The organism is Pseudomonas sp. B3G-3, assembly GCF_028640915.1.
GTDB classification, from domain to species: domain Bacteria; phylum Pseudomonadota; class Gammaproteobacteria; order Pseudomonadales; family Pseudomonadaceae; genus Aquipseudomonas; species Aquipseudomonas chlororaphis_I.
Window position 1 is genome coordinate 23,380 of record NZ_JAQZAB010000110.1, and the last position, 17,260, is coordinate 40,639.

Below are 17,260 nucleotides of genomic sequence, written 5' to 3' on the forward strand. Positions count from 1 at the left end.
CCTCAGGCCTGGGGTCAAATGACCGAATCTTCCAGGAATGGCTTGTTATCGATCACTCGCTGGTACGACAGCGCGCTCAGGTCCAGCGACCGGTAGCCGCCGTAGGTAATCAGTTCGGAAAGGCCACGACCAATCGCCGGTGCTTGCTGCAACCCGTGGCCGCTGAAGCCGTTGCAGAACAGGAAGTTGCTCACTTCGTTGTGCGGGCCAACGATGGCGTTGTGGTCCAGCACACAGAAGTCGTAATGCCCAGCCCAGAAGTTCACCACCTTGATGCCTTCGAATGCCGGTACGCGTTCGGCAAGGATCGGCCAGACCTCTTCGTCGAACTCGTCGTGCATCACGTCGAAGTCTTCGAAGTCCACTTCCGGATCGTGTTTCGGATAGGTACCACCCAGGTAGAACTTGCCTTCCGGGCGGAAGAACACACCTGTTGGATCGATGGTCAGCGGCACGGTGCCTTCCAGCGGCGTACGGCAATCGAAAACAAACAGCGAGCGGCGGCGCGGCTCGACCGGGATGTCCAGACCGGCCAAACGCGCAACCTTGGTACCACGAGTGCCCGCGCAGTTGACCAGCAGACCGCAACCAATGCGCTCGCCACTGGCCAGCTGCACGCCGGTAATACGATCACCCTCACGCTGGATGCCAACTACTTCGTTCTCGATATACTCGATACCCATCGAACGTGCTTTGCGGCGGAAGCCGTTGAGCATGCCGACACTGTCGAACCACCCCTCACCAGTCTGGCCATAGCTCGCGCCTGCCAGGCTGTCGGTGTTGACCCAAGGGAATTTGCGCGCCAGTTGCTCAGGGTCGAGCAGATGAACGTCGGCGCCATGAGAGACCTGAGTATCGTGCAGGCGGCGCAGTACCTCGAAGCCCTTGTCGTCCCCCAGGAACAGGTAGCCGTTCTCGTGGAAGGCCAGGTCTGGACGATCGCCCTCGACTTCCATCAGGTCCGGGAAGTTGCGCACGAACTCAGCGCCGAACTTCGAGATCTCGATGTTGATCGGATTCGAGAACTGCTGACGAATCGAGCTACTCGACAATGCAGTGGCGGATTTGTTGTAGGTCCAGTCACGTTCGATGACCAGTACCGAACCCTTGAAGTCCGGGTTGTTGGCCAGGAAATAGGCGGTGGAGCTACCGTTGACAGCGCCGCCAACGATCACCACATCGTAATTCTGTTGTTTTGCAGTGGAAGCCATGATTTAGCGCTCTTGTGATGTGGAGGTCATTTCGGGTCTTCGAAGTGCCCGGCACCGGCGAAATTGCCACCGTGGTAGCGCGCCGCCGGCTCATTCGGATCCAGAGGCGGATGCTCGGCCAGAACCTTCTCGCGGTAGTCGTCAGCGCTGTCTTGGGGCGCGTAGCCGATGGAAGAGGCCAAGCGGTTGTCCCACAGATTTTCGCGATTGTTGGACATTCCGTAGACAACCATGTGCCCGACACGCGGAGCCAGCAGCGAGCGTTCGGTCAACTGAGCGAAGTCGTTGAACGACAGCCACGTGGCGAGCATGCGACGATCCAATGGCTCAGGGAACGAGGAGCCGATGCGCAGGTTCACCGACTCAATGCCGAACTTGTCCCAGTAGTAGCGACCCAGATCTTCGGCAAAGCATTTGCTCACACCGTAGAGGCTGTCTGGGCGGTGAGCCGCATTGGCATCAATTGTTTCGGTGCGGTCGTAGAAACCAATCGCGTGGTTGGAGCTGGTGTACACCACGCGCTTAACGCCATTGCGCCGAGCCGCCTCGTAAATGTTGTAAGTACCGACGATGTTGCCGTTGAGGATGTTCTGGAAGGTATCTTCCACTGGCACCCCACCGGCGTGAACGATGACATCAACACCTTCGGTCAGCGGCAACACGTCGTTGAAATTGCCCAGGTCGCAGCGGATCAACTGTTCATGTGGGGCCGCCTGGCCCATGTCGGCGATGTCGGTCAGGCGCAGCTCGTCGGCGAAGGCCGCCAGATGTTTGCGCAGCACGCTGCCCAGGCGCCCGGCGGCGCCGGTGATCAGCAGACGTTTGAACGGCTTGCTCATGGTTTACCTCAAATCAATCAGTTGTTCAGACCAGCGCCGCGAAGGCTTCGCGCAGCTGACCCAGGGCCTGTTCGAGTTCCTGCCGCGAAGTCGCGAAAGACAGGCGAACGTAGGGTTCCAGGCCGAACGCCGAACCCGGTACCGTGGCGACCTTGCCCACGCGAAGCAGGTAGGACGAAAGGTCTGCATCGTTCGCGATGACTTGACCATCTGGCGTGCGCTTACCGATGAAGGCCGCAACATTCGGGAAAGCGTAGAACGCACCTTCTGGCATCTGCAGGGACAACCCCTCGATCTCAGCAAGGCCACGCACTACCAGCGCACCACGAGCTTGGTACTCGCGATTAGCGTCCCGAACGAAGTCCTGCGGACCGTTCAGTGCAGCTGCAGCGGCCAGCTGCGAGATCACTGAAGGGCAGGTAGTGGTCTGCGATTGGGTCTTGTTCATTGCCACGATCAGGTCTTTTGACCCGGCCGCGTAGCCGAGGCGGTAGCCCGTCATCGCATAGGCCTTGGACACACCGTTGATCAGCAAGGTGCGGTCCCGCAGCTGCGGGCAGGCGGTGACAAACGAGACAAACGGCTGGTCACCGAGCACGATGTGCTCGTAGATCTCATCCGAGATCACCAACACGTGCGGATGGCGATCCAACACGGCCCCCAGAGCCGCAAACTCTTCGCGGGTGTAAATCGCACCACACGGGTTGTTCGGGGAGTTAAGCATCAACCAGCGGGTACGCGGTGTGATGGCTGCCTCCAGGCGATCCGGATCCAGCTTGAAGCCGTACTCGGCCCCGCACGGAATGACCTTCGGCACACCACCATTAAGCATGGCCATGTCGGTGTACGACACCCAATACGGCGCTGGAGTGATTACCTCATCACCAGGCTCCAAGGTGGCGAGGAATGCATTGAACAGCAGCTGCTTGGCGCCGTTGCCAACACAAATCTCGTCCAGCCCGTATTTCAGACCATTTTCCCGCTCAAACTTATCTACGATGGCCTGACGCAACTCCTCAAGGCCATTGGGAGCGGTGTAGTGATTGTTGCCCGCCAACATCGCCTGGTGGGCAGCCTCGATCACGTGAGCCGGAACGTTGAAGTCCGGCTCCCCCAGACTGAGGTTGATCACCGACTCACCCTTGGCGAGCATTTGTTTGGCCAGCACCGAAACGGCCATACTCGGTGAGCTCTTTACCGCGCGAACACGGCTGCTTTGGATTTCCATCGCTCAGCGCTCCTGGGCGGCTTCGAAGCCGTAGTCTTCACGCGCCTGCTCAGCGCTGATGTAACCGAAGCGCAGGTCACGCGCGACTTGGTCACGGTCACGCTTACGTGGGTCGCCATAACCGCCACCACCCGGCAGGCTCAGTACCAGGCGACGGTCCGCCGGCACAAACTGCTGGCCTTTACCGCGCAGTACGGTACCGTCATCCAAGCCGACGAAACCTTGGGCGCCTTGCTTACCACCGTCCAGGCCACGAGCGGCATACTGGATGCGGTCGAACATAGCGCTGAAGCGGAAGCTGTAGCCTTCGGCTGCAGAAACCTCGATCTCCTGGCCCAGACCGCCGCGCAGTTCGCCGGCACCACCGGAGCCTTCACGCAGCTCTTTGCGCCAAACCACAACTGGACCGGCGTGCTCGGTGGCTTCTACCGGCATGGTGTGGACGCCGCTTGGGAAAGCGGTAGCGCTCAAACCGTCCATGGCGGAACGAGCACCCATACCACCGCTGTTGAACATCAGCATCTCGGCGTTGCGACCGCTCGGGTTGCTTTCCAGTGGGCGCACGCTCAGGTGCAGGTTCCACAGGGCACTGGCGCCCTCTGCCGGCACTTTGCCTGGCAGACACTTGTGAAGCGCCCCCAGAACCAGGTCTGGAACGAAGTGACCAAGCACGTGACGTACCGAGACCGGCGCAGGGTGCTTTGCATTCAGGATGCAGCCCTCTGGTGCGGTTACTTCGAACGGCAGCAGGGAGGCCGAGTTGTTCGGGATCTCTGGGGCGACGATGCATTTGAGGCCGTAGCAGGCGTAAGCCTTGGCGTAGCCCAGCGGCACGTTGATGCCGAACTGACTCATTCCAGAAGTACCGGTGAAGTCGCTCTTGATGCCATCCGGGCCGACAGTCAGGGTCACGGCCAGGGTAACCGGCACGTCATAGCCGTCCAGGGTCATGCTGTTGCTGTAGGTGCCATGTGGCAGCGACTTGAAGCATTCCAGGGTAGCGCGACGGCTGTGCTCCAGAATGAAGCCACCAATGTGCTCCAGGTCGTCCAGCTTGAACTCTTCAAGCATGTCGAGGAGGCGCTTGTGGCCGGTCTCGTTACATGCCGACAGCGCGTAGAAGTCACCGACAACGCGGTCATTCTCACGCACGTTGTTGCGCAGGATGTTGATGAAGTCGCGGTTCACCTGGCCACGCTCGAACAGCTTCAGCACAGGAATGAACAAACCTTCCTCGTAAACCTCACGAGCATCCGGGCCAAAGCCGCGGCCACCGATATCTACGACGTGGGCGGTACTGGCGAAGTAGCCGATCAGTTTGCCCTTGTAGAACGATGGCGAAACGATGGTGATGTCGTGCAGGTGGCCTGTACCCTTCCACGGGTCATTGGTCACGTACACATCACCTTCGAAGATGTTGTCTTCGCCGATGTCGTTGATGAAATGCACCACCGCCTCAGCCATGGTATTGACGTGGCCGGGAGTACCGGTAACCGCCTGGGCAAGCATGTTGCCAGCGCGATCGAATACACCGGCCGACAAGTCGCCGGCCTCGCGCACACTGGTGGAGAAGGCAGTGCGAATCAGGGTCAGGGCTTGTTCTTCGACCACCGAGACCAGCCGGTTCCACATCACCTGCATATGAATGTCGATCATTGTTTCGCTCATGGTTCTTGCTTCCGATGTAGGGCGTTAGCGACGGACAACCAGCAGGCAGCCGTCGGGCTGGACCGTGGCGGTGAAGTTCGAAGTGACGAAGGTCGAGGTCTCACGCTCGACAATGATGGCGGGGCCATCAACCCGTGCACCGACCTGCAGTTCCTCACGCGGATAGATGCCAGCCTCCACGAAGCCGCCGGCGGCAACGTCAAAGACTTTGCGGCGCGATACTTCATGGGCGAGATAAGCAGCGCCAACTTCGGCGATATGAGCCACAGGCGGCAGCGGGGAGCTTGCCTTGACCGACCAGCTAACGATCTCGATATCCGGACCTTCGATCGGGCGGCCGAAGAAGCGGGTGTAGGCTTCTTCGAACAGAGCCTTGAACTGAACGGTGTCTGCGGCGGTGAACGCCTTGAACGGCAGGGCGACAGGGATCTCCCAACCTTGACCGACGTAGCGCATGAAGGCGGTGCAATCCATCTCTGGCTCGCCCTCAGGCATACCCTGACGTAGGAAGCCCATGGACTCGGCCTTCATCTCTTCGATCAGGCCATTGATAGCTTTCTCATCGAACTCGGACAGTCGAACGAAGGAGCTGCGGACTGCCTCGTAACCGAATGGAGCGCGCAGGAAGCCAATGGCCGAACCCACACCAGCACCGGCAGGCACGACGAAACGCGAAACACCCATCTTCTCGCACAGGCGTGCGGCGTGCAGCGGACCGCCACCACCGAAGGTGATCATGGTGTAATCGGCAATATCTTTACCGCTCTCTACTGCGTGCACACGACCAGCGTTCGCCATGTTTTCATCGACCACCTCGCAGACACCGAAGGCTGCGGTGTTGGGATCCATGCCTAGCGGGTTGCCGATTACACGACCCATTGCATCAGCAGCTTTATCGGTGGAAAGGCGCAGCGCGCCACCAGCGAAGTTGTCGGCGTCGAGACGGCCCAGCAGGAGGTTGGCGTCGGTAATGGTCGGCTCCAAACCACCACGGTTGTAGCAAGCTGGACCAGGCTCGGAAGCAGCACTGTGCGGACCGACGCGGATTTGGCGCATGCTGTCGATACTGGCAATCGAACCACCGCCGGCACCAATTTCGACCATTTCCACCACGGGGATAGAGATAGGCATACCGCTGCCTTTCTTGAAGCGGTAGGTACGCGCTACTTCGAAGGTTTTGGCAGTTTTCGGTACCTGATGCTCGATCAAACAGATCTTGGCAGTGGTACCACCCATATCGAAGGACACGACCGAGTCCAGCTGGTAGCGGCGTGCAATATCGGCCGCGAAGATTGCCCCACCAGCAGGGCCAGACTCCACCAGGCGCACTGGGAACTCAGCAGCGCTCTCTACCGAGATGATGCCGCCGCCGGAGTGGATCATGAACACCGGGCAGTCAGCACCGTGCTCCTTAAGGGTGACCACCAGACGATCCAGGTAGGACTTGATCAGCGGCTTGACGTAAGCGTTAGCACAAACGGTGTTGAAGCGTTCGAACTCGCGCATCTGCGGCGAAACTTCGCTGGAGATAGAGATCGACAGCTTTGGCAGACGCGCCTGCAGAGCATCACGCAGTTGGCGCTCGTGTGCGCCATTCACGTAGCTGTGCAGGAAGCCGATCGCCACGCTCTCGTAGTTGCCCTGGGCAATATGCTCGATCAGGGCGTCGATCTCAGCCTTATCAGGCGCGATCAGAACCTTACCCTTTACGTCCAGACGTTCGCGAAGGGTGAAACGGTCTTCGCGAGCGATCAGTGGCGGTGGCAGAACGATGTTGATGTCGTACTGCTCGAAACGGTTTTCGGTGCGCATTTCCAGGGTATCCCGGAAACCTTCAGTGGTGATGAAGGCGGTGCGGGCGCCACGGCGCTCAATCAGTGCGTTAGTGGCAAGCGTGGTGCCGTGGATCAGCTGGTGGATGTCCGAGAGGGCCAGGCCAGCGGCTTCAACAACCTGCTTGACACCGGTGAGAATTGCCCGCTCAGGAAGCTCATAGTCGGTAAGGATCTTGGTGGAATGAAGCACGCCGTCCACGTCCAGCGCGATATCAGTGAAGGTCCCGCCAATGTCCACGCCGACCCGGCATGATGTCGCAGTCATCGTCATATCCCCTGCTTTGTAGTTGTCTCCGCCCACAAAATGGCCGGCTGATCTGTAAGTTATATGTTGTCTTACATGTGGTCAAGAGGTTGTGCGCTATGAAACAAGGTCAATTGGATAGAAAAAGTGATATGACCTTGTGATAAAGGCCGCCCCACAGGAGCGTTCAGTCTGGCTCAAGCCCTGAAATACGTCCGTGTGGGAGCGGCCTTCGCTTTACCCCGGGTTTAACAACCCACACCCTCAGCCGAGAGTTTTGACCATCCGCGAACCACCTACTGCTTGTGCAGTGGGGAATACCTCGAGTCGCGACACATCGACCGCAGCCGGCATACGCAGCGCCGCGAGCAGCAACTGGGCAATGTCTTGAGGCTGGATGGACTCGTAACCGTCATAGAGTTCAGTGCCGGCGGCCTGCATTCCCATAGCGGTGCGATATAACTGCGTTTGCACTCGACCAGGAGCAATTTCGGTCACACGGACACCAGAACCCAGCAGATCACAACGCAACGCATCGCAGAAAAGGCTAACGCCTGCCTTAGAAGCACCGTAGATGGCCGCCCCTGGATGAGGCGCGCGCCCAGCACTGGAACCGATGAAGAACACGTGACCACGCGCACGTTCAACCATGCCAGGCAGCACTTGGCGAGCCAGATGCAGAGGCGCCTTGAGGTTGATGTCGATCATATTGTCGATCTCAGCCTCATCCACCTCCTGGAACGATGCACGAGTGGAGAGAACGCCAGCGTTGTTGACCAGTACGTCGACCGATTGCCCTTCCAAAGCGGCGCTAAATGCTTTGGTGTCACGCACGTCAGCTTCCAGCGTCGTTACACCAGGTTCGCTGGCCAACTCCGCCAGTGCGTCGCGACTACGACCCACCGCAATGACCTCCAGGCCTGCATCACGCAGCGCCAACACGATCGCTTTGCCAATGCCACTGGTTGCACCGGTGACGAGCGCGCGCTGGTAGCCTGCGGGGAAGGATGCTTCAGGCATAAATGTAGCCTCCGCTGACGATGACGTTTTCGCCGGTGGCGTAGCTGTTTCGGCTGCTACCCATCATGACGATCCACTCAGCAATCTCTGCCGGCTCGGCAGCGCGACCCAGCGGGTTGGCCGCAGCCAGTTCACCAAGGAAACCAAGCTGCTTGGCACGCTCAGTAGCGAAGCCAGCCGGGGCTACCGAGTTGACCAGAATTTGGTCCTTGGCACAGGCCTGGGCGAACGACTTGGTCAGGCTCACCACCGCAGCTTTCGTTGCAGCGTAGTGCGCGTTTTGAGGGTGAGCTTTGAATGCGTCAACCGAAGTGACATTGACGATACGGCCAGTTACTGCAGGAGCAGCAACGTACTGCTGCATGTGGCGCACGGCGGCGACCATCATGTGATACGTGCCCTTGATGTTCACGGCATTCTCCAGATCCCACTCATCGTCAGTGATATCGAGAATGTCTTTGCGCGGGTAGATCGCCGCACTGTTGACCAGACAGTGAACTCGGCCCAGGGCATCGACAATCTGCTGGAACGCAGCATGCGCGGTCTGCTGACGAGCGATGTCGCCAACTGCAGTAGCCACCTCTGCTCCTAGCCCACGCAGCTCTTCCGCTGCCTGCACCAAAAGCTGCTCATTTCGATCGATAAGACCGATTTTGCTCGCTCCACGCTTCACCATCAATCGAGCCGTTTCCAGGCCCAGACCGGATGCACCACCAACTATCACTACGGTTTGATCGTTCATGCCAAGCTCCTCCGATAAAGCTTTACTGTAAGATGCCTGTTGTCTTACATTTAGTCAACCAACCGCTCACACTGAACCACTGAATCGAAGGGCCTCGGTCATGACTGCTCCCGACGTGAAAAACGCCCGCGATCGCATCCTGGAAGGCGCATGCGAACTCTTTGCACTTTACGGCTACCAGGCAATCGGATTGCGAGATCTAGCGGATCACGTCGGAATTAAGCCTGGCTCCCTTTATCACCACATTGATAGCAAGCAGTCTCTATTGTTCGAGCTTATGGAGGACGCAATCAGCGAGCTGCTCTATTGCACTCGCCTGAACCTGCGTCGCAAAGCGCAAGCTCACGATCGGCTGAACTGCTTTATCGATACGTTCCTGAGCTTTAAACACAGCTCGGCAAGCCGGGCCAACCTGCTGTCTCGCGAACAGATCAATTTGACCAGCGAGCAAGCAAACGAATTCAACGGCCTTAAGAACGAATACATCCAGATTCTCTCGGACATCATCAAAGATCTGATCAGGACCAATCGCTTACCGCCGCTCACACTCTCCATGGCGGCAGACGCGGTCATAGGCATGCTTTTCAACCAGGCACAGTGGCTGAACGCCGAGGTCAACGGCAGCCAACAGAGCCCGGTGTTGAAACGCTTTGCCTACGGGATTATTGCGACGATGAACATCGAGGCCGCCTAAGCGCAGAGCTTTCCATTTCGTGTGCCACCCGCGAGCTATCGCCATGACCATTGCTAGAAAGGCCAAACGGCGCGACGAACTAGTGGATTGATTTGCCCGACCTACACGCAAGCCGTGAAAACCGCAGGCATCCGTCGCCTGCACCCAATGGAAATAACGAAGGTAAAAGCTCAAATGGCCAAGGCCGCCGATGTCGTTGTGCAATGCCTGGAAAACGAAGGTGTCGAGTATGTGTTCGGCATTCCCGGCGAGGAGAACCTCGACCTGCTGGAATCCCTGCGCAAATCGCAGATCAAGCTGGTCCTGACCCGTCATGAGCAGTCCGCCGGCTTCATGGCCGCCACTTATGGCCGCCTCACCGGCAAGACCGGCGTCAGCCTGTCCACCCTTGGCCCGGGCGCGACCAACCTGGTCACCGCCGGTGCCTACGCGTACCTAGGCGGCATGCCGATGCTGATGATCACAGGGCAAAAGCCGATCAAGAAGTCCAAGCAGGGCCGGTTCCAGATCATCGACGTGTGCGGCATGATGGACCCCATCACCAAGTACACCCACCAGTTCGCCTCAGCCGACAACATTCCTTCGCGTATGCGTGAAGCCTTCCGCCTGGCGGAAGAGGAAAAGCCGGGCGCCGTGCACCTGGAGCTGCCGGAAGACATCGCCGCCGAGCAGACCGACGCCATGCCGATCCCGCCAAGCCTGCACCGTCGCCCGCTGGCCGAGTACGTGGCCATCGACGCCGCGGTCGAGAAGCTGAAGAACGCCCGCAGCCCGATCCTGGTGATCGGCGCCGGCGCCAACCGCAAGATGACCGCCAAGGTCCTCAAGCAACTGATCGACAAGACCGGCATCCCGTTCGTCACCACCCAGCTGGGCAAGGGCGTGGTCGACGAGCGCCACCCGCGCTTCCTGGGCAACGCCGCGCTGTCCTCCGGCGACTTCGTCCACCGTGCTATTGAGGCGGCCGACCTGATCGTCAACATTGGCCACGACGTGATCGAGAAGCCGCCGTTCTTCATGGTGCGTGGTGGTACCGAGGTCATCCACATCAACTTCCGTTCCGCTGAAGTCGATGCCGTGTACTTCCCGCAGATCGAAGTGATCGGCGACATCGCCAATGCCGTTTGGCAGATCGCTGAAGGTCTGGGCGACACCACACACTGGGACTTTTCCCGCCTGCTGACGATCCGCGAAGCCAACGAGGAACAGATTGCCGAAGGCGCCGACGACGACCGTTACCCGGTCTATCCGCAGCGCCTGGTCGCCGACATCCGCCGCGTTCTGCCGTCCGAAGGCATCTTGGCCCTGGATAACGGCATCTACAAGATCTGGTTCGCCCGTAACTACAAGGCGCACAAGCCCAACACTGTGCTGCTGGACAACGCCCTGGCGACCATGGGCGCAGGCCTGCCGTCGGCCATGGCCTCGCACCTGGTGTACCCGGACCGCCCGGTAATCGCAGTGTGCGGTGACGGTGGCTTCATGATGAACAGCCAGGAGCTGGAAACGGCGGTGCGCCTGAACATGCACGTCACCGTGGTGATCCTGCGTGACGACGGCTACGGCATGATCCGCTGGAAGCAGGCGAACATGGGCTTCACCGATTTCGGCCTGGACTATGGCAACCCGGACTTCGTCAAATATGCCGAGTCCTATGGTGCCTACGGCCACCGTGTGGAGAGCGCGGATGCCTTGCTCCCCCTACTCGACCACTGCATTTCCAATCCTGGAGTGCATGTCATCGACTGCCCGGTGGACTACAGCGAGAACGACCGCATCCTGAACATGGAGCTTCGTGAGCGAGCGTTGGCAATCTGATTGGTATCCGTCTCCGCTGTAGTCGAGGACTTCAGCGGAGACGGCCCTGATTGAAGTTTCACTCCCACAATTCAGGTTGGGCTTCAAATGCACCCTCTGCGATCCGCCTTACACAACGAACTCCATGCCCGCCCATCTCTCTATTTCAGCGGGCCGGCCCATGTCTTTCATTTGGCGATCCTCGGAGACAAGGCTGACTGTGCAACGGTCCTACGGAGATGCCAACTTGAAGCCTTGAACTCGGACATGCCTCAAGGTATTACCTGCTTAGATGGCCACTCCTTCAAGTGGGAACAACACACTGAATTTTTTACCCTGACCCTGGCAGTGCCGTGCACGATCGGGGAATCAGATTGGAAAGCGATCCCACCGGCATTAGCCGAGGCAATCGAGCCATACACGGCAAAGATCATCAACGCAGTACAGGTATTGGTGCGCGATGAGCAGCAACTAGACCTAGCTAAGTACGGCTTCAGAGATCCATGTGGCTCTTGTGTGGGGGGTGGTGATGCTGTGGTGTGGAGTGATTTTCATCTCACACCCGATGGTACAAATCGTTTTTTGTTCATCAACCGCCGCCTCAACGCTTACCGCCAGGGCCGCATGATTAGGCGTCTGCTGGAGATTGAAACGTATCGAATGATGGCCTCCTTGACTCTCGGAACGGCGAAGGAACTGAGCCAAGATCTGGATGCGTTTGACAAGACCTTGGTCAACCTCTCAGAACGAAGCGCACGAAGTGATGGCCTGGACTCAAAAGGGTTGCTTGAAGCAATTGCCCGCCTGTCACGCCAAGTGGTGAGCCGAACTGTGACCACACGCCATCGCTTTGGAGCCACACAGGCCTATGCCCAATTGGTGTTTGAGCGGCTCGGCGAGCTTCGAGAAAGCCATGTTGGCGACTGCCAGCGCGTCGGTGTGTTCATCGAACGGCGGTTCAAGCCGACAGTGCGGTACTGCGCTGCTACGGAGCAAAGACTTGAGCAGTTGGCAGAAAACGTTGCGAACCTCGGAGACTTGCTCCAGGCACGCGTGCAAGTGGAAATGGAGGAACAGAACGCAGAAATACTTCGAGGCCTGAACGCTCGGGCCGATGCCCAGGTGAAGATTCAACGCGCCGTGGAAGGCCTTTCGATCATTGCGATCACCTACTACCTTCTGAACCTATTCAAGCTGCTCTACGGCGGGCTGAACGTGCTGGGAGCGGAGCTCACAGCTCGTGACGCATTACTAGGGATGTCACCACCCGTGTTGTTAGTGCTGGCCGTAATCCTGTTGCGGTTACGGAAAGCCAAACAGCACTGTTGATGGGGCATTCACCCATAAAAAAAACCCGCGCCAGGCGCGGGTTTTTTTCAGCAGCTGGAGAATGACAATAGGGTCTCTCGAGTGCTTGGCTTTTTGTCCAGCCGACGAATCATCAAGTCGTACTGGGTGGCGTCCTTTTCCTGACGAGCTGGGCTAATCTGCTGGTTCTCAAAGCGCAGCGCATCTCTTGCCGTTACCGACGCACTGGGCTCCGCTGGGCGGGAGGCTGAGAAGCTCATATCTGACTCCATCATTCTGCTCGTTTAAAAAACCTAGGGTTTAGCTCAGGCTTGAAATAGTGTTTTCTATCAATCCAGACGAACCCATCATGCTTGCTAATCACAGCTACGTCGATGGGGCCTGAGACCGACTCACTGGGGCGGGTTACGCGTTCCTTCAGTGACTCTAGCTCAATCAAGCTTCTTGCCAAGCCTGCCATGTCCGGCAGGGGAAGAGAATTTATAATATTTGATAGCGGAAAGACATGCTGGTTTCTGATCTGCTCATACCATCGGTCGGCATGAGAGATCTTCGTTTCCTCGATGATCTCCGTTATCCGCTGCTGCGAAAGGGGATTTTGGGCACCGCACTCAGCCATCACCCGCGATCCCATTTCTCCCAATGCCATCCTTGTAGACGCGTACACAGCATCAAACACATCGGGGGATACACCCATTCGGAAAGTATCGATCATGTGGGTGGTAGCGAAAGGCTGTATGACCGCAGGTGTCGATGCGTCCATAGTTTTGGAATCGTTCTCGTTTTTCTGAACGATCAGACGATCCCCCAAAAACCTGTAGCAGTCATACACCTCAAGCACTGGGAAGTACTCCTCCTTTCCATAGCCCGCGATGACAACGCCGGTAAGCGGGGCATAACTGAGGAACTGCTTCACAGCGAGCTTGATCAGAGCGGCAACAAATCGAGGGACGAGGTACCCCCTGCTGTCTGGATCCTGAATGAATACCGGTATGCTTTGCGCCGACACCCCCTCCAGCTCTGCAGCAGTGTCAGATACGGCGTTAGCAATATCGGCCTCAGTTAGGAGCTCTGGGAGTGGAAGGTTCTCGACATCGATTTCCGCCAACGCAAGCGCTGCCTCAATTTCCTGAGGCGTCATTGACGCTAACTCACCGACTTCACTCTGCCCAGCGTGCACAGCGATGATGTGCTGCAACCGATACGACGCCCCTCCGAGTAACCGAAGAAGCGCTTCTTTCTTGCTCTCTTTCGAAAACAGTTTGTCGTTGTGCTGGACGAAATCAAAAAACTTCTCAGAGTAGGTCTGAAGCTTGTCAAACTGCTCAACACCCAAATGATCACGGAACGACTTGATGTAGAGCTCCCAGGGAACCGTTTGCAGCCCTGCAGACCCAAAGATCATTAACCCAACAGGGCCACACCGAGACAGCTCGTAGAGCTTGTTCGCGCCCTTGAAATAGCGCTTTTCAAGCTCACCACTCTTCCAGGTCGTAACCGTGGTGGCACTGTCTGCTGCCAGAACCACCGCTGTGCGACTCATAATTGCAATCTCAGCCGTCATCTCAAGTCCCTTCGTAGTCACAAGGCCGGTTGATGGCAATATGCCCTAGCGCAATGCCGAAATCTATTGTCTGCGGCAGATCCAGGAAAGGACCGAAAGGGAACGCGACCTGGTAGGCGATTTGAGGAGCTGAAGCGTTTACACTGCAACACTGCTACAGACTCCTATTTTCGTAGGACCCGTAGTGAATGGGGCTCAAGGACCCAGAGGATGACAATCCCTGAGACACGGTTTATACGAGTTCACGTATGGACAAAATTCCGAAATCTGTCCACACATACAAATGTCCATATGGACAAGGCAGGAAAAAGCCAGAGCCCTTGCCGCAGGCTTGTTGCCTCCGCGTCCGTATGCAGCTACATAAAGACTACCATGCTCGTGCAGTTGCACTGCAAGGGGCCGACAGGGAAGGTTTCGCGAATGAGTGCAGGTTTTGCGATGTCCATGGGGGTCCTAAAGGGCTGAGGCCAGGCTGATGACGCCAAGGGTGACCGCAATGACCCCTGACTTTCAACTCCACAGCCCTTTACCGATATCCCCTAGGCCAGGGAACCCCACACTTGCACCAGGCCGAACAGATGCACCAGGCCATAGACCAGGCAGATCGTCGAGCTGACAAAGATGAAGCGCCGGCTGCGCCCGGTGCCCGCCAGGGCGACCGGTCCCAGCAGGCCGCGCAACAGGTAGACCAGGGTGATCGCGATCAGCGCCGGGCGCAGCAAGGGCAAGGGGGCAATCACCCCGGCCGCGGACAGCGCATACGCCGCCCAGGCGGCAAGCACCAGGGCAATCCCGGCCGTGACCACCGCGGGAAACCAGCGCCCGGCCTGGGCCGCCCGCACAAAGCGCTCGCCTGCGCCAAACAGGCGATACCAGGAAGGCCCGACCATGATCACCCCGACATGCATCAGCGCCGCCAACAGGCTGAGCCCGGCGCCGATCACCAGCGCCATGTTGTATCCATTCGTCATTCCATCGCTCCTTGATGCCAGTCCATTCTCGGTGAATCCAATGATTCACGCGCTGCAGCATAGACGTCATGGCGCACCGACGGGGTGCGCCATGACGTCGCCGTCAACGGACCGCCGCTTCGGCGCGGGTGCCGATGTCCATGACCTGGTAACGCACGTGACGACCACTGACCGCCGCGGCCGCTTCCACGCCACCGGTCATGGCGCCAAAGATGCCGTGCCCGGTACGGGTGGAAGCGCCGCACAGGTACAGGTTGCGGATCTCCGTCTTGGCTCCCGGCCGGTTGTGCAAGAAGTACTCCGGGGTAAAGGCCAGGCCGTAGGAGGTCCCGCCTTCGGAGCCGATAAAGCGCGTGACCGAAAAAGGCGTCGAGACTTCCTGATAGACGATGTGCTTCGACATGCCCGGAATCACCCGTTCGGCCAAGGCAATCAGCTGGCGGGCGTACCACTCTTTTTTCGCCAGGTAGGCCGGGTTGGTCCGATAGCTGCCATCCGTCAGCTCGGCCTGGGTCACGCCCCAGCTTTGCGGGGTGGAAGGCACTGCCGACATCAATTGCAGGTTATAGATGCCCGGTGGCGCGATGGCCGGGTTATCCGGGTCTTTCATGGTGGCGTTGCCGATGAACAGATGGGGCTCCTCGGGAAACGCCCCGGCGAACACCTCGCGGTAGGCCTTCTCGTAATCGCAGCCTGGGTAGATGCGATAGTTGGTGTTCTTCAGGCCCATGGCCTTGAGGTCCATGTCGATACCCAGATAGACCACGCCCATGGCCGGTGACATCTCGAACTGCTCGGCACGGCGCACGGTCTTGGGCTTGAGGTGTTCACGGCCGATCAGGCCGAGCAGGGCCTGCTTGATATCGGCGTTGCAGATCACCGCATCGGCCTTGACCACCCGTTTGCCCAGGTGCTTGTTGCTGAACTCGACGCCCACGGCACGCCCGTTCTCGATCAGGATACGTTCGACCTTGGACCGCAGGAGGATCTTGCCGCCCTTGCGCTCGACCACCTCGCCCAGCTTGTCGGAGAACATCTGACCGCCGCCCGAGGGGTAGTAGGAACCCTGCAGGAAGTGATTGACCACCGCCGCGTGGCCGGCCATGGTCGCGCGGCTCGGCGGCTGGTGATAGACCCCCAGCTGCCCGGTCAGGATGGCCCGCAGGCGCTGGTCCTGGGTACAGGTGTCGAGGAATTGCGCCACCGTCGATTTGGCGTGACGCATCAGCATCCACGAGCGCGGCAGTACCCACAGCGCCGTCAGCGGGCGCGAGTGGATGCCCATGAAATCCCAGACCTGCTGCAGCATCTTGAAATAGCGGTTGATCCCCGCCCGCTCCTTAGGGAACGCCTCCAGCAGCTTTTCGCGAAAGCGTTCATAACCGCGGGGAACCGCGAACTGGAAGTCGGGGAAACACAGGGTCTCGAAACCTTCCGGATCCTGCTCGATAAAGCGGATTTCACCGTCATCGATGCCGGCCCCGCGCAGGATCCGCGGAATCAGGCCGTCCTTGCCGCAGTCGCCGATGTAGTGCAGGCCGACATCGAACTCGTAGTCCTTACCCTTGCGGTGGAACACCGTGGCACAGCCGCCCATTTCATAGTGCATGTCGAGCACCAGCACCTGCTTGCCGCGGTTGGCCAGGGTTGCGGCAGCCGTCAGGCCACCGATGCCGGCGCCGACCACTATCACGTCGAAGGTGTCGCTCTCGAGGGTCTTGAATCGATCAAAGCTTTGCATGGGTTACGGTTCCAGTCGCGCATCAGGCATGGGCTAGGTGGTGGTCGCGGGTCGGGTCGACCGCCTCGGCCTCATGTATCAGGTGGGGCAGCTTGTTCGGCTTGCGGCTCCAGTGCTCATGCTCCGCCAGGGGCGGAATCCGCTGCAGGATCACCGGCCAGTGTTCGGCCAGCTCGGCGTTGAGCTTGAGGAAATGCCGGTTGCTGTCATCGAGCTGGTTCTCCGGCTGGATGGCTTCCTCCGGGCATTCGGGCAGGCACAGGCCGCAGTCGACGCACTCCTGGGGATTGATGACGATGAAGTTCGGCCCCAGGTGGAAGGCATCCGCGGGGCAGATATCGACGCAGTTGGTGTGGCGGCACTGGATGCAGTTGTCGGTCACTACGTAGGTCATGGTG

General features: G+C 58.8%; 14 protein-coding genes and 1 pseudogene. 3 read left to right on the forward strand and 12 right to left on the reverse strand.

Annotation, left to right across the window (positions count from 1 at the left end):
• Positions 1 to 14: 14 nt before the first annotated feature.
• The 7 genes from PVZ80_RS17990 to PVZ80_RS18020 all read right to left on the reverse strand — a co-directional run bounded on the left by PVZ80_RS17990 (position 15) and on the right by PVZ80_RS18020 (position 8,787).
• Positions 15 to 1,211, reverse strand: a complete 1,197-nt coding sequence (locus tag PVZ80_RS17990) for an NAD(P)/FAD-dependent oxidoreductase (RefSeq protein WP_257372650.1) — start codon at positions 1,209 to 1,211, stop codon at positions 15 to 17.
• Between the two features lie 26 nt (positions 1,212 to 1,237).
• A complete protein-coding gene (locus PVZ80_RS17995) occupies positions 1,238 to 2,050 on the reverse strand; it encodes an NAD-dependent epimerase/dehydratase family protein (RefSeq protein WP_257372648.1) in 813 nt (270 codons plus the stop codon).
• Between the two features lie 25 nt (positions 2,051 to 2,075).
• Positions 2,076 to 3,278 carry a pyridoxal phosphate-dependent aminotransferase gene (locus tag PVZ80_RS18000; RefSeq protein WP_257372647.1) on the reverse strand — a complete coding sequence of 401 codons (1,203 nt, stop codon included), beginning with the start codon at positions 3,276 to 3,278 and terminating at the stop codon, positions 2,076 to 2,078.
• 3 nt (positions 3,279 to 3,281) lie between these two features.
• A complete protein-coding gene (locus PVZ80_RS18005) occupies positions 3,282 to 4,946 on the reverse strand; it encodes a hydantoinase B/oxoprolinase family protein (RefSeq protein ID WP_257372646.1) in 1,665 nt (554 codons plus the stop codon).
• A gap of 24 nt (positions 4,947 to 4,970) precedes the next feature.
• Positions 4,971 to 7,052, reverse strand: a complete 2,082-nt coding sequence (locus PVZ80_RS18010; protein ID WP_257372645.1) for a hydantoinase/oxoprolinase family protein — start codon at positions 7,050 to 7,052, stop codon at positions 4,971 to 4,973.
• 237 nt (positions 7,053 to 7,289) lie between these two features.
• Positions 7,290 to 8,045, reverse strand: coding sequence for an SDR family oxidoreductase (locus tag PVZ80_RS18015; RefSeq protein ID WP_257372644.1), 756 nt, complete (start codon positions 8,043 to 8,045; stop codon positions 7,290 to 7,292).
• Complete coding sequence (locus PVZ80_RS18020; protein WP_257372643.1) at positions 8,038 to 8,787, reverse strand: SDR family NAD(P)-dependent oxidoreductase; 750 nt, start codon at positions 8,785 to 8,787, stop codon at positions 8,038 to 8,040. The genes PVZ80_RS18015 and PVZ80_RS18020 overlap by 8 nt, the downstream gene beginning before the upstream one ends.
• A 100-nt stretch (positions 8,788 to 8,887) precedes the next feature.
• On the opposite strand from PVZ80_RS18020, the gene PVZ80_RS18025 reads away from it, so the two are divergent.
• The 3 genes from PVZ80_RS18025 to PVZ80_RS18035 all read left to right on the forward strand — a co-directional run bounded on the left by PVZ80_RS18025 (position 8,888) and on the right by PVZ80_RS18035 (position 12,607).
• Positions 8,888 to 9,481, forward strand: a complete 594-nt coding sequence (locus PVZ80_RS18025; RefSeq protein ID WP_257372641.1) for a TetR/AcrR family transcriptional regulator — start codon at positions 8,888 to 8,890, stop codon at positions 9,479 to 9,481.
• Between the two features lie 174 nt (positions 9,482 to 9,655).
• Complete coding sequence (locus PVZ80_RS18030) at positions 9,656 to 11,299, forward strand: acetolactate synthase large subunit (protein WP_257372640.1); 1,644 nt, start codon at positions 9,656 to 9,658, stop codon at positions 11,297 to 11,299.
• An 87-nt stretch (positions 11,300 to 11,386) separates the two neighbouring features.
• Positions 11,387 to 12,607, forward strand: a complete 1,221-nt coding sequence (locus PVZ80_RS18035) for a DUF3422 domain-containing protein (RefSeq protein WP_257372639.1) — start codon at positions 11,387 to 11,389, stop codon at positions 12,605 to 12,607.
• 250 nt (positions 12,608 to 12,857) lie between these two features.
• Here PVZ80_RS18035 and PVZ80_RS18040 read toward each other — a convergent pair whose 3' ends face one another.
• From PVZ80_RS18040 to fdxA, 5 genes and pseudogenes are all read right to left on the reverse strand, one after another.
• Positions 12,858 to 14,150, reverse strand: coding sequence for a hypothetical protein (locus tag PVZ80_RS18040; RefSeq protein ID WP_273864323.1), 1,293 nt, complete (start codon positions 14,148 to 14,150; stop codon positions 12,858 to 12,860).
• 377 nt (positions 14,151 to 14,527) lie between these two features.
• Positions 14,528 to 14,596 (reverse strand): annotated as a pseudogene (locus tag PVZ80_RS18045) (MBL fold metallo-hydrolase); the annotation flags it as partial.
• A gap of 93 nt (positions 14,597 to 14,689) precedes the next feature.
• Complete coding sequence (locus tag PVZ80_RS18050; RefSeq protein ID WP_009050735.1) at positions 14,690 to 15,121, reverse strand: hypothetical protein; 432 nt, start codon at positions 15,119 to 15,121, stop codon at positions 14,690 to 14,692.
• Between the two features lie 103 nt (positions 15,122 to 15,224).
• Positions 15,225 to 16,862, reverse strand: coding sequence for a phytoene desaturase family protein (locus tag PVZ80_RS18055; RefSeq protein ID WP_081359853.1), 1,638 nt, complete (start codon positions 16,860 to 16,862; stop codon positions 15,225 to 15,227).
• A 22-nt stretch (positions 16,863 to 16,884) separates the two neighbouring features.
• Positions 16,885 to 17,256 (reverse strand): ferredoxin FdxA, encoded by a 372-nt coding sequence (fdxA, locus tag PVZ80_RS18060; protein ID WP_009050737.1) that lies wholly within the window; start codon positions 17,254 to 17,256, stop codon positions 16,885 to 16,887.
• Positions 17,257 to 17,260: the final 4 nt, after the last annotated feature.